At 43.5% G+C, this 23855-nt stretch carries 19 protein-coding genes; 10 read left to right on the forward strand and 9 right to left on the reverse strand.

What is annotated here, in order from left to right; all coding sequences use genetic code 11:
- Positions 1-157 precede the first annotated feature (157 nt).
- The 3 genes from ATC1_RS05295 to ATC1_RS14810 all read left to right on the forward strand — a co-directional run bounded on the left by ATC1_RS05295 (position 158) and on the right by ATC1_RS14810 (position 1990).
- A complete protein-coding gene (locus tag ATC1_RS05295) occupies positions 158-904 on the forward strand; it encodes a metal ABC transporter ATP-binding protein (RefSeq protein ID WP_062279085.1) in 747 nt (248 codons plus the stop codon).
- 9 nt (positions 905-913) lie between these two features.
- On the forward strand, positions 914-1753 hold the full coding sequence (locus ATC1_RS05300) for a metal ABC transporter permease (RefSeq protein WP_062279087.1): 840 nt from the start codon (positions 914-916) through the stop codon (positions 1751-1753).
- A gap of 69 nt (positions 1754-1822) precedes the next feature.
- Positions 1823-1990: a hypothetical protein gene (locus tag ATC1_RS14810; protein ID WP_154664738.1), complete on the forward strand. Its 168-nt coding sequence runs from the start codon at positions 1823-1825 to the stop codon at positions 1988-1990.
- A 157-nt stretch (positions 1991-2147) separates the two neighbouring features.
- Here ATC1_RS14810 and ATC1_RS05310 read toward each other — a convergent pair whose 3' ends face one another.
- Both ATC1_RS05310 and glpK read right to left on the reverse strand, forming a co-directional pair.
- Positions 2148-2717, reverse strand: a complete 570-nt coding sequence (locus ATC1_RS05310; RefSeq protein WP_062279090.1) for a DUF5067 domain-containing protein — start codon at positions 2715-2717, stop codon at positions 2148-2150.
- A gap of 253 nt (positions 2718-2970) precedes the next feature.
- On the reverse strand, positions 2971-4467 hold the full coding sequence (glpK, locus tag ATC1_RS05315) for a glycerol kinase GlpK (RefSeq protein WP_062283935.1): 1497 nt from the start codon (positions 4465-4467) through the stop codon (positions 2971-2973).
- A 436-nt stretch (positions 4468-4903) separates the two neighbouring features.
- Between glpK and ATC1_RS05320 the strand changes: the two genes are divergently transcribed.
- Positions 4904-5824 carry an aldo/keto reductase gene (locus tag ATC1_RS05320; protein ID WP_062279092.1) on the forward strand — a complete coding sequence of 307 codons (921 nt, stop codon included), beginning with the start codon at positions 4904-4906 and terminating at the stop codon, positions 5822-5824.
- Positions 5825-5867: 43 nt separating this feature from the next.
- On the opposite strand, the gene ATC1_RS05325 is transcribed toward ATC1_RS05320, so the two are convergent.
- The 3 genes from ATC1_RS05325 to ATC1_RS05335 form a co-directional block, all read right to left on the reverse strand.
- Positions 5868-6650 carry a segregation and condensation protein A gene (locus ATC1_RS05325; RefSeq protein WP_062279094.1) on the reverse strand — a complete coding sequence of 261 codons (783 nt, stop codon included), beginning with the start codon at positions 6648-6650 and terminating at the stop codon, positions 5868-5870.
- Positions 6651-6827: 177 nt separating this feature from the next.
- The gene (locus ATC1_RS05330) at positions 6828-9023 is read right to left on the reverse strand and encodes an ATP-binding protein (RefSeq protein ID WP_152024237.1); all 2196 of its coding nucleotides are present in this window, start codon (positions 9021-9023) and stop codon (positions 6828-6830) included.
- Between the two features lie 3 nt (positions 9024-9026).
- Positions 9027-10073 (reverse strand): metallophosphoesterase family protein, encoded by a 1047-nt coding sequence (locus ATC1_RS05335; protein WP_062279097.1) that lies wholly within the window; start codon positions 10071-10073, stop codon positions 9027-9029.
- A gap of 623 nt (positions 10074-10696) precedes the next feature.
- On the opposite strand from ATC1_RS05335, the gene ATC1_RS05340 reads away from it, so the two are divergent.
- Positions 10697-12016 (forward strand): CpXC domain-containing protein, encoded by a 1320-nt coding sequence (locus tag ATC1_RS05340; protein WP_172667724.1) that lies wholly within the window; start codon positions 10697-10699, stop codon positions 12014-12016.
- Positions 12017-12546: 530 nt separating this feature from the next.
- On the opposite strand, the gene ATC1_RS05345 is transcribed toward ATC1_RS05340, so the two are convergent.
- A complete protein-coding gene (locus ATC1_RS05345; protein WP_062279100.1) occupies positions 12547-13284 on the reverse strand; it encodes a glycerophosphodiester phosphodiesterase in 738 nt (245 codons plus the stop codon).
- Between the two features lie 295 nt (positions 13285-13579).
- Here ATC1_RS05345 and ATC1_RS05350 point away from each other — a divergent pair, with 295 nt between their 5' ends.
- Positions 13580-14263, forward strand: coding sequence for a glycosyltransferase family 2 protein (locus ATC1_RS05350; protein WP_062283940.1), 684 nt, complete (start codon positions 13580-13582; stop codon positions 14261-14263).
- A gap of 178 nt (positions 14264-14441) precedes the next feature.
- Here ATC1_RS05350 and recJ read toward each other — a convergent pair whose 3' ends face one another.
- From recJ to ATC1_RS05365, 3 genes are all read right to left on the reverse strand, one after another.
- Positions 14442-16157, reverse strand: a complete 1716-nt coding sequence (recJ, locus tag ATC1_RS05355; protein WP_062279102.1) for a single-stranded-DNA-specific exonuclease RecJ — start codon at positions 16155-16157, stop codon at positions 14442-14444.
- Between the two features lie 92 nt (positions 16158-16249).
- Complete coding sequence (gene alr / locus ATC1_RS05360) at positions 16250-17365, reverse strand: alanine racemase (RefSeq protein WP_062279104.1); 1116 nt, start codon at positions 17363-17365, stop codon at positions 16250-16252.
- A gap of 29 nt (positions 17366-17394) precedes the next feature.
- Positions 17395-18705, reverse strand: coding sequence for a glycosyltransferase family 4 protein (locus tag ATC1_RS05365; protein WP_062279106.1), 1311 nt, complete (start codon positions 18703-18705; stop codon positions 17395-17397).
- A 240-nt stretch (positions 18706-18945) separates the two neighbouring features.
- Here ATC1_RS05365 and pepV point away from each other — a divergent pair, with 240 nt between their 5' ends.
- The 4 genes from pepV (at position 18946) to ATC1_RS05385 (ending at position 23779) form a co-directional block, all read left to right on the forward strand.
- On the forward strand, positions 18946-20337 hold the full coding sequence (gene pepV / locus ATC1_RS05370; protein ID WP_062279108.1) for a dipeptidase PepV: 1392 nt from the start codon (positions 18946-18948) through the stop codon (positions 20335-20337).
- Between the two features lie 290 nt (positions 20338-20627).
- Positions 20628-20999, forward strand: a complete 372-nt coding sequence (locus ATC1_RS05375; RefSeq protein ID WP_062279110.1) for a type II toxin-antitoxin system MqsR family toxin — start codon at positions 20628-20630, stop codon at positions 20997-20999.
- A gap of 40 nt (positions 21000-21039) precedes the next feature.
- On the forward strand, positions 21040-22035 hold the full coding sequence (locus tag ATC1_RS05380) for a type II TA system antitoxin MqsA family protein (protein ID WP_062279112.1): 996 nt from the start codon (positions 21040-21042) through the stop codon (positions 22033-22035).
- A 280-nt stretch (positions 22036-22315) separates the two neighbouring features.
- Positions 22316-23779: an IS5 family transposase gene (locus tag ATC1_RS05385; protein WP_062277905.1), complete on the forward strand. Its 1464-nt coding sequence runs from the start codon at positions 22316-22318 to the stop codon at positions 23777-23779.
- Positions 23780-23855: the final 76 nt, after the last annotated feature.

The raw sequence follows: 23855 nt of genomic DNA on the forward strand, positions 1-23855 counted from the left end.
TATGGGGAGGATTTTTTTCGTTGTGATGATTTCTGTGCAAAGGGCAAAAATCATCACAACGAAAAGTATTTCCCGATTGATTCGAATAGCAAGTCGATGTTCAGAATCGTTGCGGCGAAACGTGCACGTCCAAAGAAAATCAATTACAATACAGCATATGAACAATGACCTTCAATCTACTCCGATGATCCATCTCAAAAACGCCTGTCTGGGGTACCGCAATGATCGGGAGCTTGTCCTAAAGAATATTACAATTGATTTCTTTCCTGGGGACGAAGTGGCTGTCATCGGCCCGAATGGCGCAGGAAAATCCACTTTGTTTAAAACGATTGTGGGTTTGATCCCGCTGATGCAGGGGGAAGTCACTGTGCATGGCGGCAGGGGCGGCAATCATAAAGATTGTGTCTCCTATATCCCGCAAAAAGAAGCCATTGATTGGAATTATCCGATTACCGTACGAGAAGTTGTGATGATGGGACGATTCGGAAAACTCTCTTTCTATCAAAAACCCGGAAAAAAAGATATCGAGATTGTCAATTCTGCGATTCAGCGCATGGGCGTTGCTGACCTGGCAGACCGTAAAATTCGGGATTGTTCCGGCGGTCAGCAGCAGCGCGTTTTTTTGGCAAGATCGCTGGCTCAACACCCGCATATTCTATTGATGGATGAACCGTTCAGCGCGGTAGATGTCGCCACCGAACAGGTGATTCTGGAAAACCTGCGCCAGCTTCGGGAATTCAAAGTGACGACACTGGTCGCCACGCACGATCTGGGACTTGTCTACGAAAATTTTGAACGGACGCTCATTTTAAATCATCGCATTGTCGCTTATGGTCTGACCAAAGAAGTGATGACTCCCGAAAATCTTCAGGAAGCTTTCGGCAAAAAGGCTGTTTATGTATGAGGAGCCGAAATGAACCTGCTTTTTGAACCATTCCAATATGATTTCCTGCTGCGCAGTTTCGCCGCTGCGATCATGGTGGGTATCGTGTGTTCCATTGTGGGCTGCTACATTGTGGTTCAGTCGATGGCATTTCTGGGGGATGCGCTCTCTCATGCCGTGCTTCCCGGCGTCGCAATTGCCTATCTGACAGGTGGATCCTTGACCTTCGGAGCTTTGGTCGCTGCGGTGGTTGTGGCGCTTGGAATCTCCTTCCTGAGCGATGAGGAAGAAATTAAAGAAGACACAGCGATCGGGATTTTTTTCACTGCTGCGCTGGCGCTGGGCGTGGCATTAATCAGTACGATTCAAACCTACGCCATTGACCTTACACATATCCTGTTTGGCAATGTTCTGGGTGTGACGGTTGAGGATTTACAGTTTATCGTCGGAGTCGGATTGCTGGTGCTGCTGGCTGTTTTCCTCTTTTACCGCTTTTTCCTGGTGGTTACGTTTGATCCGGTCATGGCAAAAACCCTGAAATGGAATGTTCGTTTGATTCGATCCATGCTGCTGGTTTTAATCGCCTGTACGATTACCATCTCGATCAACACCGTGGGAGCCAGTCTGGTCACGGCGATGTTGATCACGCCGGCTGCGACAGCGTTGATGCTGACCAAAAAACTCTGGCAGACCATGCTGACTGCCGCTGTTTTTGGCGCTCTGTCCGGATTTTTCGGATTGTATCTCAGCTACTTTGCCGATATCAGCTCGGGAGCTTCCATCGTTCTGGTCTCAACGCTGTTTTTCATCGTCGTCTATCTGAGGAAAAAGCTTCTCAATGGAAGATCAGGACTGGCAAAAAGAGGCTGACGGGAAAGTCATCGAGATATTTTATAGATATCAGATAAGATGGTAAGAAAAGGGCATACCATGAACGAAATGATAACCACCAATAAAAATAAAGCTCTTGCAGCTATTCATAAAATTGGTAGAGCCGCCTATCAGGCGGCAGCAGCCCCCAGCATAGCGCAGGAAGCCCCCAACATACAACAAAAACGAAATAACACAATAACCGTTTTTCTGGATGAGACACAGCGCACGCCCTAGACCTGATCGCGATTGAAGCCAAGCAAACAACGAAAGCAGGACTTCCAAACAGGCACGGGATTATTCAATAAGCTATCAAAAAGCTATTGCAGGATTATGAGAAAGGCTATCGCCCTTCCTTTACGTTTTCAGGCAAAATAAAGCCCTAAAGACCTATTTATTCTTCCGATGCTTGCGACAAGTCAAGAACATACAATACAGGAGCTTTTCCGCTGAAATCAATTAATTTCGATAATTCAAGTTCTACAGGATTCGTTTTATCAGCCAATTTGAATGATTTGAATACTTCAATCGTTGAACCAGGGCGAATTTTTGTGATTAAGTTTGAATTACCTGCACTAAAATATGCCGGTTCCATCTCGATACCGTTCTGAAAAACATCCGCTTTTATTGAAAAGCCGAAACTATCTGTTTCGCTGGAATTATTAGTGTAGTCAAAATAGACATTCAGTATATCTTCGCCATTGCTATCTTTTGCGAGTGTGAATTTTTTCAAGACAACGGTATATTCTCCAATTTGTGTGTCTGGAGATCCAGAAATCTGTTCTTCAGCTTTTGGAGATGCCGTTTCGTCTTCAGTGTTTATTTGTGCTTCAAGGTTAGTAATTCGCGTTTCGAGCTGCTGGACGTATGGAATGAGGTCTTCCCACGTTGTGAAATCTTGGGCATAGACAATAGACGGGGTCAGTAACAATACTGCAAGTAAGACATAAATTGCTTTTTTCATTAAATTTCCTTTGTGCTAAATTATTCGTAATGGATTGCAAAACCACTGCGTCATTATACACGATAAACATTTTATTCGGATCATGATGATTGTCATATAATGTGCATTAATTAAGAATTGGGATAATTCAACGATAAAGCTGGTATATTCATAGCTGGATATATAACCAGATTATGAGCTAAATAGCAAAAAAACGTAACCAGATACAGGGTTATTTTTGTGATTATAAATAATACCGGTTTTTCCCAATCCCTTACACCCAGTCAAAGGATTTGGACACGGCTTTTTTCCAACGGGCGCAAAGCCGGATTCGCTGATCCGCATCCATCTGCGGGATCCAGGTCTTATCAATTGCCCAATTGTCGCGCAGCTCTGAAAGGCTTTTCCAGTATCCGATGGCAAGGCCGGCGGCATATGCAGCGCCCAGTGCAGTCGTCTCAGCGACCTGCGGACGCACAATCGGCACTCCTAAAATGTCCGACTGAAATTGCATCAGCAGCTCGTTGACGACCATTCCGCCGTCCACTTTCATCATGCGGATGTTCACTCCGGAATCCTTTTCCATGGCTTCAAGAACTTCCTGCGTCTGAAAGGCGGTGGCTTCCAGCACAGCGCGGGCGATATGTCCGCGATTGGCAAACCTTGTCAACCCGACGATGATGCCCCGGGCATCGCTGCACCAATAGGGTGCGAAGAGACCGGAAAATGCCGGCACAACATACACATCCCCGTTATCAGGAACTTCCCGCGCCAATGATTCGATCTCCGAGGAAGAAGTGATCAACTTCAGATTATCCCGCAGCCATTGTACCAGCGCTCCGGTGACAGCGATGGATCCCTCCAGACAATAGACCGGCGGCAGGCTGCCGATTTGATAGCCGACGGTGGTGATGAGCCCGTTTTTACTCTGAACCGGTACAGAACCGGTGTTCAGCAGCATAAAACAACCAGTACCATAAGTGTTTTTCACCTCTCCGGCTGTAAAGCAGGTCTGCCCGAAAAGCGCTGCCTGTTGATCTCCCAGAATGCCGGTGATCGGGATTTCGGCCTGGTCGATCCGGCAGTGACCGAATTCCGCGGAGGATGGCAGGATACGCGGAAGTATGGCTGATGGAATATCCAGCTCATCCAGAATTTCCTGATCCCAGGATAGCGTTTTCAGATTCATCAGCATCGTTCGCGATGCATTCGTCACATCGGTGCAATGAATACCATGGTCCGGACCTCCGGTGAGGTTCCAGATCAGCCAGGAATCGACTGTTCCAAAAAGCAGATTTCCTTTTACGGCTTCTTCATACAATCCTTCGATATGATCAAAAAGCCAGCGCAGTTTGATACCCGAAAAATAGACGGAAATGGGAAGACCGGTCTTTGCCCGAAAACGATCCTGACCTCCATGCCGGCGGGCTAAAAGTTCACATAACTCCGCTGTGCGTGTGTCCTGCCAGACGATTGCATTTTGATAGGGCAGTCCGGTATAGCGGTTCCACACAATGGTGGTTTCACGCTGGTTGGTGATGCCGATGGATGCAACATCCTTTGCGGTCAGATCAGCCTTTTGTAAAGCATTTCGCAGTACGGAATACGTATTTTCAATAATTTCTATCGGATTATGTTCCACCCAGCCGGGTTTGGGGAAAATTTGCGCATGTTCGATCTGGTCTGAGGCGACGATCTTTCCATCGTGTCCGAACAGGATGCAGCGCGTACTGGTCGTACCCTGATCCATTGCAGCGATATATTGCGTCATAGGTGTCTCCGGAATTTTTGGATTGATGCTTGAAATTATATGCTGAAAATAGTGTAAATGCAGTAATTCGCAGCGATTCGAAATTCGAAGAGTTTCTCCATATTTCGAACAGCAGGTGAAAGAAATTACACATCCGATCATGAAAATAGAATTCTATTTTTATAGGAATTGCTATAAGGAACCTGTCATTGCGAGCCCCGAAGGGGCGTGGCAATCTCCTCGCCACATGTAGGGCAGAGCACCATCCGGAAAGAGATTGCTTCTCTATGATCGCAATGACAGGTCAATCAATATTTCGAACAGCAGATGAAAGAAATTGCACATCCGATCATGAAAATAGAATTCTATTTTCATAGGAATTGCTGATCAAACACACGTATAATGGAAAAGGAATGCTTTTCGGAAAGCAATTACCTTGCAACAATCAGGAGAATCGATGTTTCCGGATTTTAAAATCGGTGTAGGAACCTGGGCATGGGGAGATCATCTCGTCTGGAATTATGGTTCCGATTATGACGAAACTTCACTCTTCGATGCTTTTTCGCAATCCATGCGAGACGGCGTTCTGTTTTTTAGCACCAGCGAAACTTTTTCCGATGGCAGGGCGGAACAGATGCTGGGAAATTTCATTGGAAAAAGTGCGGCACAGACATTTATTTCTACGAAATTTGCACCATTTTTCTGGCGTATACGGCGGAAGGATTTCATCAAAGCGCTGAAAGATTCTTTAGCACGGCTGCACGTTCCGGCAATCGATCTGTATCAGGTTTTACCTCCTGCCGGACTGATGCAACTTCCGCTCCTTGCGGAATGTATGTCTGATGCTTTTGAGTCTGGATTGATCCGCTATGCCGGTGTTTCTAATTTTTCTGCGGTACAACTTGAAAAGTTTTACGGATATCTGAATCGTTTTGGCATCCCGCTATCCTGCCTGGAAACAGAATATAACCTTCTTCAACGTGACATTGAAACCAATGGCGTGCTGGAGATGTGTAACCAGCTTTCGATCCGAGTCATTGCACAGAGTCCGCTGGCAATGGGCGCTCTGACGGGTAAATACGTTTCTCAAAAGGATCTGACCGGGATTCGCAGAAAGTTTATGGATAAGTATTTTAGTCAGAATTTGCAGGCGTTAATCCGTCTGATGAACCACATCGGATCAGAACATGCCGGGATGAACAGCGCACAAGTTTCATTAAACTGGTTAATCCAAAAGCATGTAATCCCGATTCCGGGAGCAAAAAACGCGGATCAGGTGATGCAGAACAATCAGGCTGTCGGCTGGTCGCTGACCGAGGACCAGGTAACTCAATTGGATGATCTGTCGGCGGTCATTCTAAAACTGCGCAGCGGTTGATTTTTCTAAACGAGTCTTATTTAATGGGGAAGATGGAAGGGTTTTATTCACCGAATTCTGATGTGATTTCGGCATCCTGCGAGAGCGGTTCTGCAGCGGTGATTTCGATATCTGCAAAAATTCCGGATTGTTCTATTTGAATGACGTTCCTTTTCATCAATTCCAGCATCGCCAGAAAGGTGACAACGGCTTCTACCCTTGATCCGCTTCTCAGGAGAGAGGAAAGATTTAGTTTTTCACCGATTTTTATCCTTTGAATCAGAAATCTGATGCGTTGTCCGATTGTGATCCGCGGTACTCCCATCACCGTGCTCAGTTCCGGTAAATCTTGCCTTTTGCTGAATAAATAGCCGGCAATTTCTGCCAGTCTTGACAATTTCAGGTCACTCAAATCCAGCGGCGGTTCAATGCCGACATCCGGAGCGTGCAGGCGTTCCCAGGAACGCAAGTCCTGATCTTCCCGTGCTGCCAGCCAGGCTGCCAGTTGTTTGAATTTGCGATACAGAATTAACTGCTGCGCCAGGGATTCACCGCTGTCTTCATCCAGATTTTGCAGTTGCACTGCAGCATTAGGCAGCAGTGCTGCGGATTTGATTTGGATCAGACGGGCTGCAATGACAATGAACGCGGAAACTTCTGCCGGATTATCATCTTCCATGCGTTCAATATAAGCCAAGAATTGATCTGTAACCTGGGCGAGGGAGAGAACGGTGATATCCAGTTCAGCCTTTTCAATCAGATCGAGCAAAACATCCAACGGACCCTGGTACAGATCGGTCTCAATTTGATATTGATCGGAATGGAAAGCGCTGATATTTGCAGGCATGATCTTCTGATTTTAACACACCTGTCCGGCATCCCGGGATGGATTCTTTGTTGTTCTTTTGTTTTGCGCAAAGCGCAAAACAAAAGAACAACATAATTTCTCGAGTAATTCGAAAGAAAAGTCAATATTTTAAATTACTGTGGTTAACCGAGATTAGCACACTTCATGATAAGTAGCCTATGATTGGTCCAGCATGATCGAACAATAATCCTCTTGAAATTCCGGACGAATCTTCTCTTCAAAAAGCTGTTTTATATGATCATCCATGGAAAAGTAAAAAATCTGCCACCCGTGTTTGGCAAGGTTTGCAAGCAGATCCACCAGCCGTTCGCGTCGTTCCCAATCGGAATATTGAAATGCATCATCCAGGATCAGAAACTGCGGTTCACCGGAAAGGAGTCTGGCAGCAAAGCCGATGCGTAATCCGAATAAAACCTGTTCTTTGGCGCCTGTGCTTAATTCTTTCAGTTTGTATTTCCCATACGGATCAGAGAGGATTAGCTCTCCGTTTTCCTGTTCGATTTGATTGTATCGCCCTGTCGCTGCCAACAGTGTTTCGCTGACCAGAGGCGAATGCAGATTCTTTTCGATTTTTTCTCCCTCGATCTGTTTCAATTCATCCAATACTTTATTTACTTGCATTTGAGCGATAATTGCAGCAGTTACTTCCTTATATTGACTGACAATTTCCGCTCTTTTTTTTGTGAGTTTTTCTATCAATTCTTCCCATACCATATTGATATCCGATTTTGTAATCGCACAAACCGCTTGCTTCAATTGCTGCATCTGTTGATCAATCACATTCAATTCATGTTGCTGTTTTTTCAGAAGAATGGTCAGTTCATGCTTCCTGGCTTTGTCGTATATCGGCAGTACTGCATTCAATTCCGAATCCGCGTGATCCAACTCTTCGGCTTTATCCCAAATAGGAGTGCCGAATGTCTCATCTGAACCGGAATCCTGGAAATAGAGATCGGAATCCTCATCAAAATCCAATTTGGATAATTCATCCTCTTTTTGGTGCAGACAGGTTTCGAGAGCTTTCCGTTTCTTCTGCAAAGTGTCAATGGTTGACTGCCAATCCTTCGGATCAATCTGCTGACTGGTGTATTTCTTGAGGAGATGGAGAATATCCTGTCGGGTGTCCTCTGATTCTCTGGCAGATGACCGGATGTCGTTTCGAATTTGTTGAATGGAATAATAAATCGGCTGCAATGCTTGCTGTTTGCTCAACAAAACGGACAATCCGATTGCTCCATTTGCAGAAAACCGCTCGCGAAAAATCTGTTCGATTTTTTCGATTTCCATTTTATGGATTTCGTTGGATTGCTGTTTGCGGTAGCTTTGGATGTAGAAAAAACCGAACAGCAACGTCAGAAGAATGGTTGCAATTCCAAAATAAGGTTGCTGGATCAGAATGAGCGATATGGATAGAAATGCTGCCAGGACTGTGGCAATCAGCCAGGCATTTCCGGTCTGATCGTCAGTCCGTTTTTCTAAAAGGATTTGTTTCTGATATTCCTCCACTGCTGCAGCCAGCCAGGGATAATCGCGGCTGACTTGCAGATTTTCTGACAATTCCTGTTCCTTTTTCAGCAGGATGGATTGATTCAGCGCATATTTTGCGATCAGTCTTTTTGCATCATCCAACGGTTCTTTGGGAATTTTTTCCAATTGCGCTTCAATTTCTTCAATTTCACGAGATAAGGTTAAAGCCAGACGCTTTTTTGCCTGCTCTTGATATCGAAGTTCTTTTTTTATCCTTTCAATCTCTTGCGAAAGCTCCCATCTTTTCCCGCCGGAAATTTTTAATTGAATTTCTTGCATTAATGCATCGATCTGCTGAATGCTTTCAAATAAATCAGCATAGTTCTTGACGGAGCCTCGCTGTGCTCCAATGATTTTTCCATGTTCATACGCGGCTGAACTGTCTGTGGATCGGATTTTTGCGGAAATTTTTCCGAGCAATCTTTCCCCGGACAAAAAGTTTTTTAAAATTTGATCGTCCAATCCTGCCGGATCGTTCGGTGTCAGGTCCAGATCGCCGCCTTTTACTACCAGCAATTTGCTGAAATCGCCTGGTAGTCCTGGAGTTGTCTCTGTCCAAAAATTCTCCATCTTTGTTTTCGATGCAGGTGAAAATGATATTTCCTCATCGCGCAATCCGGTTACAATCAACTGGCCTGAAGCTGTGATAGGCCTAGGGTTCAATAACGCCATATTTTTGAAAAGCGATCGATAAATAAATTCAACCAGATACGTTTTTCCCTGTTCGTTATGGCCATAGATCAAATTGACTAACCGGAATTGATGGCTGAATTCATGGATGGGCCCTAAATTTTTCACGTTAAGCTTTTGGATGCGAATTGCCATCATCTACTCCTTGAAAATGAGCTGAAACGCTTCCATCAGAATTTGATCCCGATCTGGTTCATCCGGTGAGCAATTCAGCTCCAAAGCGTCAATTCGTTCTTTAACCGACTGGGCAATTTTGATGCGGTTTTCGTCGATCGTTACGGAAACTTTTTCAATGTTCGGCGATTCATTTTTATAAAATAGAAATGTTTCAAATTCCTCCAGCAGTACCGCTAACAGTTCGCTTTTGTTTCGCGTGTAACCGCTTGCCTGGACTCGAATCCTTGTTTTTTGACGATCTTTTTCACGGATATTCCATTTCCTTTTTATCTCACTGGCCATCTGCCTGACAGAGTCCGCTTCATCATCAACCGGCATCACAAATATACTGCATTGCTGATAGAGAAAATCCGTGTCAATTTCCCGGCTTTCGACGGTATTCGTTTGCGGATCATAGATTAAAAAGCGTCTTAAACCTGTCTCAGTGATATCCAGTCCGCAGGGAGAACCTGGATAGAAAACCGGCCCGTCTGAAGGAGCATGAATGTGCCCTAAAAATACTCTCGCCGGCTGGTATCGTTCAAGATCAGATCTTGTCAGCGGCATATACGTTCCGCTTTCAATTGCATTGAAACTCCGCCTTCCGTCAAGCCAGTCTCCATGGCTGAGTAAAATCCAATTTTTAGGGAGCAATTGATCTTTTCTTTCCGCAATCAACTCTCCCATCGTTTTTCCATGTCTGTAAGGCAGGATTAAGAACTGGTAATCTTCCGTGATGATTGCAGGTTCATCAAAAACCCGGATATTTTGTCCTGCCAAACTTCTGGATGAGAGTGTTGAATCATGGTTGCCGGGTATGATCTGAAAGGTCATGTCCGGATATTTCTTAGCCAGATTTTCAAAGTCCGAATAGCGGTCAATATTTGCATGAAAAAGATCTCCGATGATCCATAGCTTGTGGATGTTTTCATTCAGGGACTGGAGGATAATATCCTCCAATGCATGGTATCTTTCCGGAGTTTCTTCATAGGAAGATAGATGAACATCAGCCGTAATGGATATTTTCAAAACAAGGTTCTCTTTCTGTCAGATTTCAGTAATTCGAAATATTAACTTGTAATTTGAATCAATCGGGAAAAACTTGATGTTGTGATGGTTTTTACGCTTCGAGCAAAACCATCACAACATGAAAGCATCCTTCCCATATTTTAAATTGCTGGCCTGTTTTTGTATTGTGCCTCAATAAATTTTAGCCAGAAACGCGAATAAAGACAATCAAAACCAGCAATTTGAAATATGGGAATACGGAGCAACAATTCATAATTGTCTAAGAATATTAATGACTTTTGCATTAATGAATGATGTTATATATTAAATTATTCGATACCAAGTCAAATGTAATAAATGAAACCTGTCATTGCGAGTCCCTTAGAGGCAAGCAATCTCCTGCCACATGCAAGAATAGATTGCTTCGTCGGACTAACGCCCTCCTCGCAATGACAGATTAATCCATGAATTATTCCTCATATAAATCTTTTACGCGAAGCACACAACCATAAGAACACCAAATTTTATTTCTTTATTCGAAAAGTCAATCCAAATTTCGAATGACTGTGATTGCCGAACCCTCAGCCGGAAATCTGGCGGAATTTGGTATAATTTTACAGATCAATTTAATGAAGGGAGCTTTTATGGCTCAAACAACCACACCTTGTCCGCGCTGTCACCAACAGATGATTGCGGACGTTCAACAAGTATTTGACTTATTTCAGGATCCTGCGGCAAAAGAACGCCTGCTCAGCGGGCAGGTGAATGTCGCGGTTTGTCCTTCCTGCGGTTACCAGAGTGCAGTTGGAGTTCCGGTTGTGTATCATGATCCGGAAAAAGAATTATTTTTAACCTACTTCCCGTCCGAATTGGGCTTGCCCATCAATGAACAGGAGCGGATCCTTGGCCCAATGATTACACAAGTGGTCAACAGACTACCGCCTGAGAAAAAGAAAGGCTATCTGCTGCGTCCGCAATCGATGCTGACGTACGATACACTGATTGAAAAGATTCTGGAAGCGGATGGGATTACAAAAGAAATGATCAAGGATCAGGAGAAGAAGATCGCTCTCCTGCGGAGATTGTTGACCAGTCCGGAAGACAGAATTGCGGAGATCATTAAGCAGGAAGAATCTTTGATTGATCAATCCTTTTTTGCGTTATTCTCGAATGTTCAGAACAGCGCCGTCCAATCACGAGACGAAAAGGTACTGGCTGTACTGAAACCGATACAAGATGCCTTGCTGAATCAGACTGTTTACGGACGGGAAGTAAAAGCACGGGCGGAAAGCACGCAGAAAGCGATCCAGGATATTCAGGATTTGGGAGAACAATTAAATCGTGACTCCCTGCTGAACCTTGTCCTTAATGCACCGGACGATTCCTATCTCCAGACATTGACCGGCCTTGCCCGGAACGGCATGGACTACGAATTCTTTTCAAAACTGAGCGCGCGAATTCAGGCTGCTGAAGGCGAAGACAATAAAAAGTATTCCGAAATTCGCGAGAAACTGCTGAATTTGACCAAAAAAATTGATCAGGCGGTTGCTGAACAGATGCAGCTCAGGAAAAAAGTATTCGATGAGATCATGAAGGAAGATGACATCGAACAGAGTTTGTTGAAATATGCACGGGCAATCGATGACAGTTTCTTGGTTATCGTAAAAACTGAGCTTCAGAATGCAAGAAAAAACGGCGATTTTATGCGCAGTGGAAAAATTCAGAAGATTTTGGATACCGTTGAAAAAATGACCAAACCCTCGCCGGAAGTTGAACTTTTGGAAGATCTTTTATCCAAAACGGATGAAGCGGAAGTGGAAGCAGCTTTCCATGAAAATCAAGCTTTGGTCAATGATGAATTCAAAGCGATGCTCGGTTCTCTGATTCAGGAGCTGTCAAAAACGCAAGAAGCGGATCCCGAAATTATCGCTCGCATTCGGTTCATCCAAAAATTGACTGAATAGCGATTCGTAATATGAAAAGAATTCTTTCTTTATTTGAAAAGTCAATCCATATTTCGAAATGCTGTAAATAATAACGTTAGATATGAAATTATTTGATAACAAGTCAAATGTAATGGATGAGACCTGTTATTGCGAGTCCCGTAGGTGAGTTGCAAATCTACGTTCAGAAGTCATGCTTCGCATGCAACATGGGGCGACAAAGCAACTCTCACCCATATACTTCCTGCATCTCAGATATTCATTTATTGCGTATCTGAGATGTTTTCTTATCACTTATTATCAGAGGGGTGATATTTGTCATTGCGAGCCCCGAAGGGGCGTGGCAATCTCCCTGCCCCATTATGAAAAGGGTGCCACACAAAAATAGATTGCTTCGTCGGGCTGACGCCCTCCTCGCAATGACAGATTAATCCAAGATTTCTTCATTATATAAATATTTGGCGCAGAGCGCAAAGAAAACACAATAACTAAAGATCCTTTTCCAATTTCGAATCTTCGTTTAATTCAAAATTCGATCGCAGCCTTTTTTTTTATTTCTTTTGATTGTCGCTGTAAACTAACCCAAGTACCGGATCATCTGTAATAATCGCATCCACGCCAAATTTTTGCATCTGCATCATATCGTAGGATTCATTCACAACCCAGGGACGAATCATTCTGCGGCACAGATGTTCATGCTTGATCATTCTTTCCGTGATGTCCGCGATATTGGGATGTAATGCATCCACATCGATCGAATGATTTAGAATATTGCGCGCACTCCATCCTTTGATGCCTTTTTGTGCAATGAGCGCACACTGAACTTCCGGCATAATGTCTTTTGCGCGTACCAGATTCCGAAAACTAAAAGAAGATAAAATGATCGATTCCTTTAAATTAAAATCGCCAATCATTTCCATGACAATGTCCACCAATCCATCTTCTTTCTTATTGTCATAATTCGCCAGCTCGACGTTGATTGTCATCTGGTTTCCCAGATCCTTAAAGACGCTTTCCAATGTCGGGACAGGTTCATTTTCAAAAGAGATCCCTTTTTTTATACCGGCATCCAGTTTCTTGATTTGATCGTAAGTCAGATTCGCAACCTGCCCGGATCCGTTCGTGGTCCTGTCAACACTGCTGTCATGCATGACCACGACAACGTTGTCGGCTGTAAGGCGAGCATCCAACTCGATTCCGGATGCGCCAAATTCAAGCGCTTTTCGAAACGCCAGCAGGGTATTTTCCGGGTAAACGGCCGAATAACCGCGATGTGCAAAAATCTCCATAGGGCTTCCTCTACCAATCCGCTTTCTTATCAATCTGTTTCAGCAGTTTTTGCATGAGCAAAGAAAAATATTCTTGATAATACCGATGAAATAATGATACCAAAGAACTTTTGGAAATATTGAAAAATTTTCAGCAATTCAAAATATGTTGATGATTCATTATAACAATACGTTTTATCCGATTGATTTGCTTAGTAAGTTAATATTTCGAATTACTGGGTCTCCGAGGATGACCTTTTCCGTCTTATTTTTTTCGATTATACTAACAGCAACTTTGAAAGTGGAAAGGCTGCTCATGGACTTAACTGTCATAATTCCAGTTCTGAATGAAGAAAAAACGCTGAAAGAGATTATTTCCAGGGTTAAAGCAACAAACTTGGCCTCTGAAATATTAGTGGTGGATGATGGATCAACCGATGGGACAAAAGAAATTTTAAAAGGATATGCATCGGATCCGCTGGTACGAGTTATTACAAGTGAGAAGAATGAAGGGAAAGGCGCCGCTGTCAGAAAAGGGATTCAACATGCGCGCTGTGAATATGCAATTATCCAGGATGCCGATTTAGAATATGACCCGAATTGTTATCCGAAACTGATTAAACCAATCGAGGACGGTGTCGCCGATGTGGTTTATGGATCGCGTTTTCTGGGCGGAGCCCGAAGACCGATTTTATTCTGGAATATGGTGGCGAATCGCCTGCTGACATTTCTGACAAATATTCTTTATAACAATATTTTGTCGGACATGGAAACCGGTTATAAATTATTCAAAGTTTCTATGATCCGTGATATCCCGCTTCATGCGCACAGTTTCGATTTTGAGCCGGAGTTTACTGCGAAGGTGTTGAAACGCGGTTTTCGTTTATATGAAGTTCCGATTGAATTTACTCCCCGCTATTATACCGAAGGGAAAAAAATTAAAGCTCGGGATGGTTTTATCGCTGTTTGGACGCTGATTAAATATCGCTTTATCGATTGATTGAACCGGAAAGCCGTTCTGATTTTTTCGGATGAATATCCATAATTCAAAATTTAATAAAGCCTGTTATCGTGTTGTTTTTGCACTCTGTGCAAAAACAACACGATAACAAATAATCTTTCTCATATTTCGAATCGCAGATTCATAAATGGAGCCTTCCATTCATGGATCTGTTTTTTTATTGGCCGTTTTTTCCTTTATCGTCGGAAGGACGAATATCGAGGATATTCAGTTGGTAGTTTTCCCTGTCATGCCAGACATTTTTTTCAAAATAACACAGCACATCAATTTTCGCAGGCATATCTTCAGCCCAACTGGATTGTCTGAACGCAATGCCATCAATACTGAGATTGTTGTCCGAAATCAATGAAAGGCGTAAATGATTTTGATCTGTTCCGACAGACCGGGCGGATTTCACTTGAAGATTTTTGACGATAAAAACAGCCTCCGGATTACTGTAACCAAATGGTTCCATTTCCGCTATCTGATCCAGGACAAATCCCTGTAAGTAATCCAGCGATATTTCTAAATCAGCCGTTTTAGATGGGCAAAGGTCCTTCCCGTTTAATTCATTCTGAGCGATTTCAAAAAGTCGAGAAATCAGCGTTTCCCAGTTTTTATTCTTCACGGTCAATCCTGCCGCCATGGCATGACCGCCGTGCCGTTCGAGTAAATCAGCGCATTGATCCAGGGCATGCGTAATATGAAATTCCGGTATACTTCTGCAAGAAGCCCGGGTGAATTCTTCACCGCTGGCGCCGACGATTGCCGGCCGATAGTATTTTTCGGTCAATCTGGATGCAACCAATCCGACAATCCCCATATTGAACGCCGGATCTGAAGCAGCGATCAAGTGCGGGATATTTTCTGAATCAATCTTGCGGATGACATTTTCCTGAGTGACTTTCGTTAATTCCTGCCGGAATTTATTCTGTTCATCCAATGCGCGGGCAAAATTGCAGGCATCTTCGTAATTTTCGCTCATCAGCAAATCAAAGGAAAGTTTTGCCGTTTCCAGTCTGCCGGCTGCATTCAAGCGCGGTCCTAACGCAAATCCGATATGGGAAGCTTTCATATTGGATAATTTGAGACCCGAAACATCAGCGAGCGCCTGAATCCCGGGTTTGGTGCTTTGCTGCAATTTTTGGAGCCCTTTTTTAACCAGACTTCGATTTTCATGGATCAGCGGAACCATGTCTGCGACAGTACCAATTGCTACCAGATCCAGCCAGTCATCTGCAGAAACTCCTTCAATCGGTTTGGTTTTCAGCATGGCTTCGGCGATTTTGTACGCCAATCCGACACCTGCTAAATTTTTATCCGGATAGGAATCCGTGGTCTTTTTCGGACAGAGAATTGCAGCGGCTGCAGTCGGCAGCTCATCCGAAGGCTCATGGTGGTCTGATATGATAACCTCCATCCCCAACGATTTGGCAAAGTCGGTCTCTTTTGCAGATCGAATTCCGCAATCTACCGTGATCATTAACTGGATTTGTTCATCATGCAGGATCTGAACGGCATCCATATTCACACCGTATCCTTCTTCAAATCGATTCGGAATATACCCCCGTACATTCGCATGATATTTTCGCAAGACCTGAACCAGCAAACTGGTTGCAGTAACGCCATCGACATCATAATCGCCATAAATAGCGATGGCGTTGCCGCTTTGAATCACAGAAAAAATGGTTTTTACCGCTTTGTCCATATCATCCAGCAGAAAAGGATCATACAAAGATCCTTCCTGTCTGAGAAAAATACTGGCATCTAACGCTGTGCGTATTCCTCGGTTGAAAAGCAGTTTTCTTTGTATTCGCGGGTATGCGGATAACGCTTCCGATATTTCCAGCGGAATATCGGGATAGAGATTCCATCGATAGAGTGAATTTGCCAAAATGAATCCTTGTTAATTAATCATTAAAATTAGAACAATAATTTTTTCTCGCTTTATTTGAAGGGACAGTTGGTATTTCGAGTTGCTGCTTATTAAAAATACATACGTTTTACGCGGTTGGAAACCCCGCAGGTTACTTCATAGTTAATCGTTCCCCAGCGATCAGCGACTTCATCAGCCGTTATGCTTTCATCGCCTTGCGTTCCAATGAGAATGACCTCATCGCCAGGTTGAACGTCTGGCACCGGGTTCAAATCAATCATGCACTGATCCATGCAAACATTGCCTAAAACAGGAACGCGTTGCCCTCCAGCTAAAACAACGTTTCCGGCAATTCGGCGAAATCCGTCCGCATATCCGACAGGGATGACGCCGATCCGTTGACCATCAGATTTTGTCACGTATTTGTGCCCGTAGCTGATACCTGATCCGGATGGCAGCGTTTTTATCGAAATGATTTGAGCTTTCCAGGATAAAGCCGGGCGAAATTCTGCAGGCAGTCTGGTTTGCGATGAGGGATTTAACCCGTAGATTGCAATTCCTCCGCGAACCATGTCATAACGGCAGGCAGCAGGGTGAAATAAGGCGCCGGCTGAGTTTGCAGTGTGCACGATTTTTGGACGCAGATCGTTTTTTGTCAGCTGGTCGACAAGCCGATCAAATCGTTCGATCTGCAGATTGGTTGTTGCCGGTTCTGTTTCATCGGCTCGTGCAAAATGCGAATACAGCCCCTCAATTTCCAGCTCTGGTGTGTCGTGTATTGCCTGTACCAGTTCCAACCCGGATTCAGAGGGTATTCCGAGCCGTCCCATGCCTGTGTCTACTTTTGCATGAACGAGTAATTTTTGACCGGATGTATGAAGGACTTCCGACAGTTCGGTAATTTGTTCCCGGCAAAAGATGGCAGCCCGGATTTTTTCATGAGCTGCTTGAACTGCATCTTTCGGGGACAATCTTCCGAAAAGCAGAATCGGATTTTGAAATCCCGCATTCCTCAGTTCCATCGCTTCGCAAAACCGTGCGACAGCAAAAAAATTGCTTCCGGCATCCATGGCTGCCTGCGCAACCGATAAGACGCCATGACCATAGGCATTTGCCTTAATGACTGCGATTACCGGACAGCCGGATATCTTGCGAATCAGGCGAATATTTGTTCGAATCGCTTCTAAATCGATTTCAACCCAGTTTTCATAAATTTTCTGTTTCATAAATTGCCACACTGAATCATAAATGGATCTCATAAATAACCGGCAAGCAATTCGTTTGCGCCTTGTTGCCAGGTTCCGACAGGTACTTTTGCCGCTTTTTCTTTACGCATTGCGTCCGTCCATTGGCTGATTTCGCACACACAATCACAGAGCGTGTCTGTGTTATCCAGTGAGAAAAACAATCCGCCTTCTCCGACCACTTCATGATATATCGGTATATCGCTGACAAGGACCGGCAGACCGCGCAATGCGGCTTCAACCACCGGCAGTCCATATCCTTCTCCGCGTGAGGGTGAAATCAGCGCAGTGGATTGATCCAAAATTTCAACCAACTCCGATTCGGAGGCTCTCCCTGTATAGAAGAACCGTTTTCCCGCTTCCGGATGATTCAGAATCCTTTCGTATAATTCATCTGCCATCCAGCCTTTGCTGCCGACATAAATCAGACGATAATTTTTGTCTCGACTCCACAATTTCTCAAAGGCGTCCAGCGCATAATCCTGGCCTTTTCTCGGCTGAATCACACTGACCTGAACGAATATGCACGCTTTTTCAGCTTTTGCATTTTGTAAAAATTGCTGTAATGATTCCCGGATTGGCGATTTCTGTGTGTCAGTATCTCCGATTTCAGCTCCCTGTGTAAAGGTAAGGAGTTGTAAGCGACTGATTTCCTGCGGGCAGTTTCGTTGCACCCATGCTGCCATGTCTTTGCGGGTTGTCTGAGAGATACAGAAAAGGATGTCATTCCATTGGCAGATTAACGGCAAAGTACTGAGAAAAACCGCTAAAAAGTCCTTTGGAAACCATTCCGGGTGCTGCGTCGGTAAAAGATCATTGACGACTGTACCGATTTTCCCCTGAAACGATCTGACCTTTTCAAAATAGGGCAGATAGGAAGGCAATTTGTCCCATGCATTATCCAGGATCAGAATCTGATCCCCTCTTTGTATTTCAATTTTCTCGTCAATTCCCAGCGAACCGGTTTCGAGAGATAGAATTCTTTCCGTAAATCTGCGCGCTGTATAGAGTTCTCCGTTCAGGATCATCACAAATTCAAAAGAAAAGTCCGATTGATCTGTCTGGAGGAGCGCGGCAGCGATTTTATTCACAACACGCGGAATACCGCTTTTTTGTGTGGAATAGACCTGATGGCTCACGTCAACCAGCAGCCTTTTTGGCGCGGCTTGATTTACATAAAAAGCCATTTCCTGCAAGACTTCATCTTTGAACTGGGGTTTCCGAAAGAGTGCGGATTTGATACCCGATGTATAAAGGTATATCAATCGGCTGAGAATTGGATTGGGAATTTTTCTGGAAATCTTGCGAAGCAATGGATTCATGAAAAGATTTTACCACTGAGGAGATCTTTCTTCAGTAATTCGAGATATAGACTTGTATTCGAATTCGTCTGGAAAAACTTTTTGGCGTGATGTTTTTTATGCGAAGCGGAAAAATAACACAACAACATTTGTTCTCTATTTGTGTAAAAGGTATTTCTAAAATTCGAATTGCTGATAAAAAGACTGCCGGATTGAATTGATCGAATATAATTCAATTATCACTTTGAGGGGATGAAGAACATGAAAGAACGAATTCGAGAAAAATTTTTGGCTTATCAAAAAGAAATGTTTCAGGATTTAGCGGAAATTATTTCTGTCAACAGTGTGCGTGGTGAAGAGGCTCCCGGTTTGCCGTTTGGATCAGAACCGGCTCGTGTTTTGGATCTTGCACTGAAACAGGGCGAAAAATATGGATTCAAAGTCGATAATGTCGACAATTACGCCGGAGCGATTGAATATGGCGATTTCGATGAATCCATCGGTGTGCTGGCACACCTGGATATTGTTCCGGCAGGAAAAGGCTGGGCTACCGATCCATTTGAACTGGTCATCAAGGATAATCGCCTGTATGGCCGCGGTGTGCTGGATAACAAGGGCGCCGTAACCGCTGCTTTATACGGTATGCGGATTATCCGTGATCTTGGTCTGCCGATCAAACGAAATATTCGTCTTATCATCGGGACCAATGAAGAACAGGGCTCTTCCTGTATGAAGTATTATGCTGCGCATCGTCCGGTGCCAGCGATGGGATTTACACCCGATGCGGAGTATCCGTTGATCTATGGAGAAAAAGGTAATTTCTGGACGAAATTACATTTTGCTGCGGAAGAGACTCCGATTTTGGAGATAAAAGGCGGTGTCGCTTTCAATGCAGTCTGTTCCGAGTGCATTACCAAACTCGACGGTTCAAAAGTATCTGCACAGGCGCTGAAAGATTCCATCCAATCTGAGGACACGCTGGGGTATGATGCTGAAGTAACAACCGATGCCGATGGAAATGTCATCCTGGTGGTCAAAGGACTGGCAGCGCACGGCAGTACGCCGGAAATAGGCGTCAATGCCATTGTGTCGACATCCATCATCCTGTGCCGTTTCCTGGGGGAAAAGGCAGGCAGCATGCTGTTCTTTGTGCGTGATCAGATTCGCCGAGAACCGGATGGCGCAACGCTTGGATTAGCATACCGGGATGAGATTTCCGGCGGGTTAAGTCTGAATTTGGGCTATATCGAAATGACTGCTGACGCGAGCTGGCTTGGCATTGATATCCGTTATCCGGTAACCAGCTCATTAAGTGAATTGAAAAGCAAGTATGAAGCCATGACAGCGCGTTTTGGTTTGCAGTATCAGCTTGTTGAATGTTCTGAACCGCATTATGTTCCAAAAGACAGCGAAGTGGTCAAAAAACTTCTGCAGGTTTATCGTGATGTCACAGGAGATCAAAATGCAGATGCGTTTACTATCGGCGGCGGCACTTATGCCAAGGCGCTCGGGAAGCAATTCGTAGCCTTTGGTCCGGAATTTCCGGGAGCTGAACCCTCCAATGTGCATAATGTCGATGAACACGTCACCATCGACGCCTTCATCGACCATTGTGTGATCTGTACGATGGCGATGTACGAACTGGCAAAATAGCGTTCTTTTACTCCTGCTGATATTTTCCTGAGTCATTCGGGATCATATCAGCAGGAGGCTGTGTCCGGCGCTAAACAACATAAAGCCATATCATTCTTTCCCTGAATTAATAATAATTTTACAAATTATATGCACTTCTATTCGGACTTAATTTCCATTTTTGTTGCATTTACTTTTTTAATTCATCAATGGGATTGATTTAGTATTTATCAAATGATAAATATTGACAAGATATTTATCATTTGATATACTAACGTTAGACCTTAAGAAGATCAATCATTGAGGCGTACATGGAAGGTTTTTCTGAAGAAGAACTACGTCGTCAAATCCTTATTTTCCTGAAAGACTTTAAGGAACTGATGGGTCAAGGTTACTATTTTGTCAAAGAACATCATAAAAACGTCCAAACACTGAAAAATTTGGGAATTACTTCCAGAATCCGTGACGAAATAATTCTTTCGGTTGCAATGGAGGATTATTCTTCTGGCCCCAATCCCGATGAGTATCATCCTGGTTATTATTGGATTTTTGGCAAAAACATCGATTCAAATGAGATTTACATCAAACTTAAGATTGTTACTTATAACAACGGGAATGATCGGGCTGTGTGTTATTCATTCCATCTTTCAGAATACCCTTTGAATTACCCGCTTCGAAGATGAAAAAAGTATCTGTAATGAGTAAAGAAGAAGAGGCGAAACAATGAACGCATTTTGTCCAAATTGCGAAAAAGTAACTGAACAAAAATTTGTGGACAAACTTGAAGAGATCGTCATCCGGGGTGAAATGATCCCTGTTCATATGGAGTATTATCATTGTGAAGAATGTGGTGAGGATTTTGAAATTCCCCGCCCCGATTATGATCCATTGGATGCAGCCTATCGCGAATATCGAAATAGAAAAGGAATGGTGCAGCCGGAAGAGATCAAAAAATATCGCAAGGAATTAGGGCTCACTCAAAAAGAATTGAGTGAAATTCTTGGAATTGGAATCGCTTCTTTAAATCGATATGAAAATGGGGCTCTGCAATCTGAAGCACATGATCAGGTTATTCGATTGAGTATGCAATCGGCTAATTTGTTACAAATTCTGGAAAAAAAGCCAGAATTGCTTTCCGAACATAACAGGAATCGGATCGTTCAACGTCTCCAGGAAAAAGAACAAGATTGTGGTGATTTGCTTGAAGAAGCGATTGAGCAATTCGGCAGTTATTCTCCGAGCTTATTGAGCGGATTCATTCGCTTTAATGCCAATAAGCTGTTCCAGGCTATCAAATTTTTCTGTTATAAAGATCAGGTTTTAAAGACAAAGCTCAATAAACTGCTGTTCTATGCGGATTTTAAACACTTTAAAGAGAATGGTGTTTCAATTTCCGGTGCTCGTTATGCCCACGCCTATTACGGTCCAGTTCCTGATCAATTTAATACCTGGCTGACTGCAATTTTGGATTGGGACAAACAAATAACAAGCGAGGAACAAGCTTTTGGCGATTTTGTTGGCGAAGTCTACACCAGTAACGAGCCTGATTTGACTGTTTTCTCCACTTCTGAGCTGGCGGCTCTCGCATTTGTCAAGAATAAATTCCAAAAATATAGTGCCCGACAAATCCAGGATTTCTCCCACCAGGAAAATGGGTATCGAAATACGAAAGACGGTGAAATCATTTCCTACCAATATGCCCAGGAGCTCCAAATATAAGATTGCCAAATTTGTTTGGCGAATCGAATAGGTGCTTTTTCCGCAAGTCGTTACTATACTTTTTCAATTCACGCTTCTGTTTCGAATTCCTGGGTGGTTTGAAAATTACGAGAAAAAAACGTATAATTTAATTAGGGGTTGTTCCTAAAGGAAATATTTGTTAAGGATGGCATAAAACTACGAGTAAAATTGGATAAAAAAGGATCTTTCTGATACAATTAGTGCACGGAAAAAAGCAAAAAGAACCAAAAAACCTTGCATCAATCAGAAAGAAAAGCCGATGTATCTGCGAAAGAATCAACAGCAAGATTTGTGTAAAACCGCTCAGTGGTATCAATTCGATCGGAATTTAAATCCGGAAAACCGATGGGTAAGATTAGCAGAAATCATCCCATGGGATAGTTTTGAAAAAGAATATGCCAAACAATTTTCTGAGAAATCCCGGCACACAGCGCATCCGGTAAGAATGGGATTGGGGACGTTGATAATCCAGCGAATGATGGATTTGTCAGATCGGAAAACGATAGAAGCAATTGTGGAAAGTCCGTACTTACAATACTTTATCGGGTTGGAAAGGTTTGAATTTGAGCTGCCATTCAGTTACAGTATGTTGAGCAAATGGCGAGACAGGATCGATCTGGGGATGATTATGGGACTGATTGAGGAAATCGGACGTCCCGGAGAAAATTCAAATACGGCTGGAAAAAAGAGCGATGATGAGAGAAAAGGTGACAACAAGGGCGAACTGATAATTGATGCAACTTGCGTACCCTCCGATATACGATATCCGAAAGATACCGATCTATTGAATGAAGGAAGGGAAAAGCAGGAAAAAATCATCGACATCATGTATGCTGGAAGCAGCGAACGGAAAAAGAAACCAAGGACTTATCGAAAAACTGCCCGAAAAAAGTATTTGATGTTTGCAAAGAACCGGAATCCAAGTCAAAGAGCGATCCGAAATGCAATAAAAGCACAAATCGGCTATGTCAGGAGGAATTTCAAAACTATCGATCAGATGCTGGAAAAAGAGCCGGGTTTAATTGAATTATTGAGTGAGAAACAAAAAAGGGAATTGGAGACAACTCGTCTGGTATATCAACAACAGGAGGAAATGTATCGCGCAAAAAAGCATAATGTCGAAAACCGGATTGTCAGCATTTCACAGCCATACATTCGTCCGATTGTCCGGGGAAAAGCAAAAAATAAAACAGAATTCGGAGCAAAGATATCGATCAGCGTAATTGATGGGTATTCATATTTGGATCGCGTCCAATTCGATTCCTACAATGAAAGTGAAGACCTTTGGTCACAGATAGAAGCGTATAAACTTCGCACGGGGCATTATCCGGAAGCTGTTCTGGCAGATCAAATCTATCGAACAAAAGAAAACCGGCGAAAATGTGCTGAATTAGGAATACGACTGAGTGGGCCAAAACTTGGCAGAAAACAGGTCAATCAGGAGAAAGCGGAAAGAAAAATTGCCCAAATGGATTCCAGAAAACGGAATGCTGTTGAAGGCAAATTTGGTGAAGGGAAACGGTTCTATGGAATGGATTGTATCAAAGGAAAGACTGAACATACATGCAAGGTCATGATTGCTCTGTATTTTGTAGTTCTGAACTTAGCTAAAAGGCTAAGAGATTTTTTGTCGCAATTTTTAGATTGGATTTTAATCCTGTGCAAGTTCAATATTTTCATTAATTTTGGAAGAAAAAATGGGGCTATTCCACAACTTGCATAATATGGAACAACCCCTANNGGGGTTGTTCCTAAAGGAAATATTTGTTAAGGATGGCATAAAACTACGAGTAAAATTG

It is taken from the genome of Flexilinea flocculi (genome assembly GCF_001192795.1).
In the GTDB taxonomy this organism is placed as follows: domain Bacteria; phylum Chloroflexota; class Anaerolineae; order Anaerolineales; family Anaerolineaceae; genus Flexilinea; species Flexilinea flocculi.

Bases quoted from the DNA above. Each gene is read 5' to 3' on its own strand.
- ATC1_RS05385 (WP_062277905.1), top strand. From the start codon at position 22,316: ATGTATCTGCGAAAGAATCAACAGCAAGATTTGTGTAAAACCGCTCAG.
- ATC1_RS05350 (WP_062283940.1), top strand. From the start codon at position 13,580: ATGGACTTAACTGTCATAATTCCAGTTCTGAATGAAGAAAAAACGCTG.
- ATC1_RS05325 (WP_062279094.1), bottom strand. From the start codon at position 6,650: ATGCCTGCAAATATCAGCGCTTTCCATTCCGATCAATATCAAATTGAG.
- ATC1_RS05330 (WP_152024237.1), bottom strand. From the start codon at position 9,023: ATGGCAATTCGCATCCAAAAGCTTAACGTGAAAAATTTAGGGCCCATC.
- ATC1_RS05345 (WP_062279100.1), bottom strand. From the start codon at position 13,284: ATGGAGATTTTTGCACATCGCGGTTATTCGGCCGTTTACCCGGAAAAT.
- ATC1_RS05310 (WP_062279090.1), bottom strand. From the start codon at position 2,717: ATGAAAAAAGCAATTTATGTCTTACTTGCAGTATTGTTACTGACCCCG.
- pepV (WP_062279108.1), top strand. From the start codon at position 18,946: ATGAAAGAACGAATTCGAGAAAAATTTTTGGCTTATCAAAAAGAAATG.
- alr (WP_062279104.1), bottom strand. From the start codon at position 17,365: ATGAAACAGAAAATTTATGAAAACTGGGTTGAAATCGATTTAGAAGCG.
- ATC1_RS05365 (WP_062279106.1), bottom strand. From the start codon at position 18,705: ATGAATCCATTGCTTCGCAAGATTTCCAGAAAAATTCCCAATCCAATT.
- ATC1_RS05380 (WP_062279112.1), top strand. From the start codon at position 21,040: ATGAACGCATTTTGTCCAAATTGCGAAAAAGTAACTGAACAAAAATTT.
- ATC1_RS05320 (WP_062279092.1), top strand. From the start codon at position 4,904: ATGTTTCCGGATTTTAAAATCGGTGTAGGAACCTGGGCATGGGGAGAT.
- ATC1_RS05295 (WP_062279085.1), top strand. From the start codon at position 158: ATGAACAATGACCTTCAATCTACTCCGATGATCCATCTCAAAAACGCC.
- ATC1_RS14810 (WP_154664738.1), top strand. From the start codon at position 1,823: ATGATAACCACCAATAAAAATAAAGCTCTTGCAGCTATTCATAAAATT.
- ATC1_RS05300 (WP_062279087.1), top strand. From the start codon at position 914: ATGAACCTGCTTTTTGAACCATTCCAATATGATTTCCTGCTGCGCAGT.
- ATC1_RS05375 (WP_062279110.1), top strand. From the start codon at position 20,628: ATGGAAGGTTTTTCTGAAGAAGAACTACGTCGTCAAATCCTTATTTTC.
- ATC1_RS05340 (WP_172667724.1), top strand. From the start codon at position 10,697: ATGGCTCAAACAACCACACCTTGTCCGCGCTGTCACCAACAGATGATT.
- glpK (WP_062283935.1), bottom strand. From the start codon at position 4,467: ATGACGCAATATATCGCTGCAATGGATCAGGGTACGACCAGTACGCGC.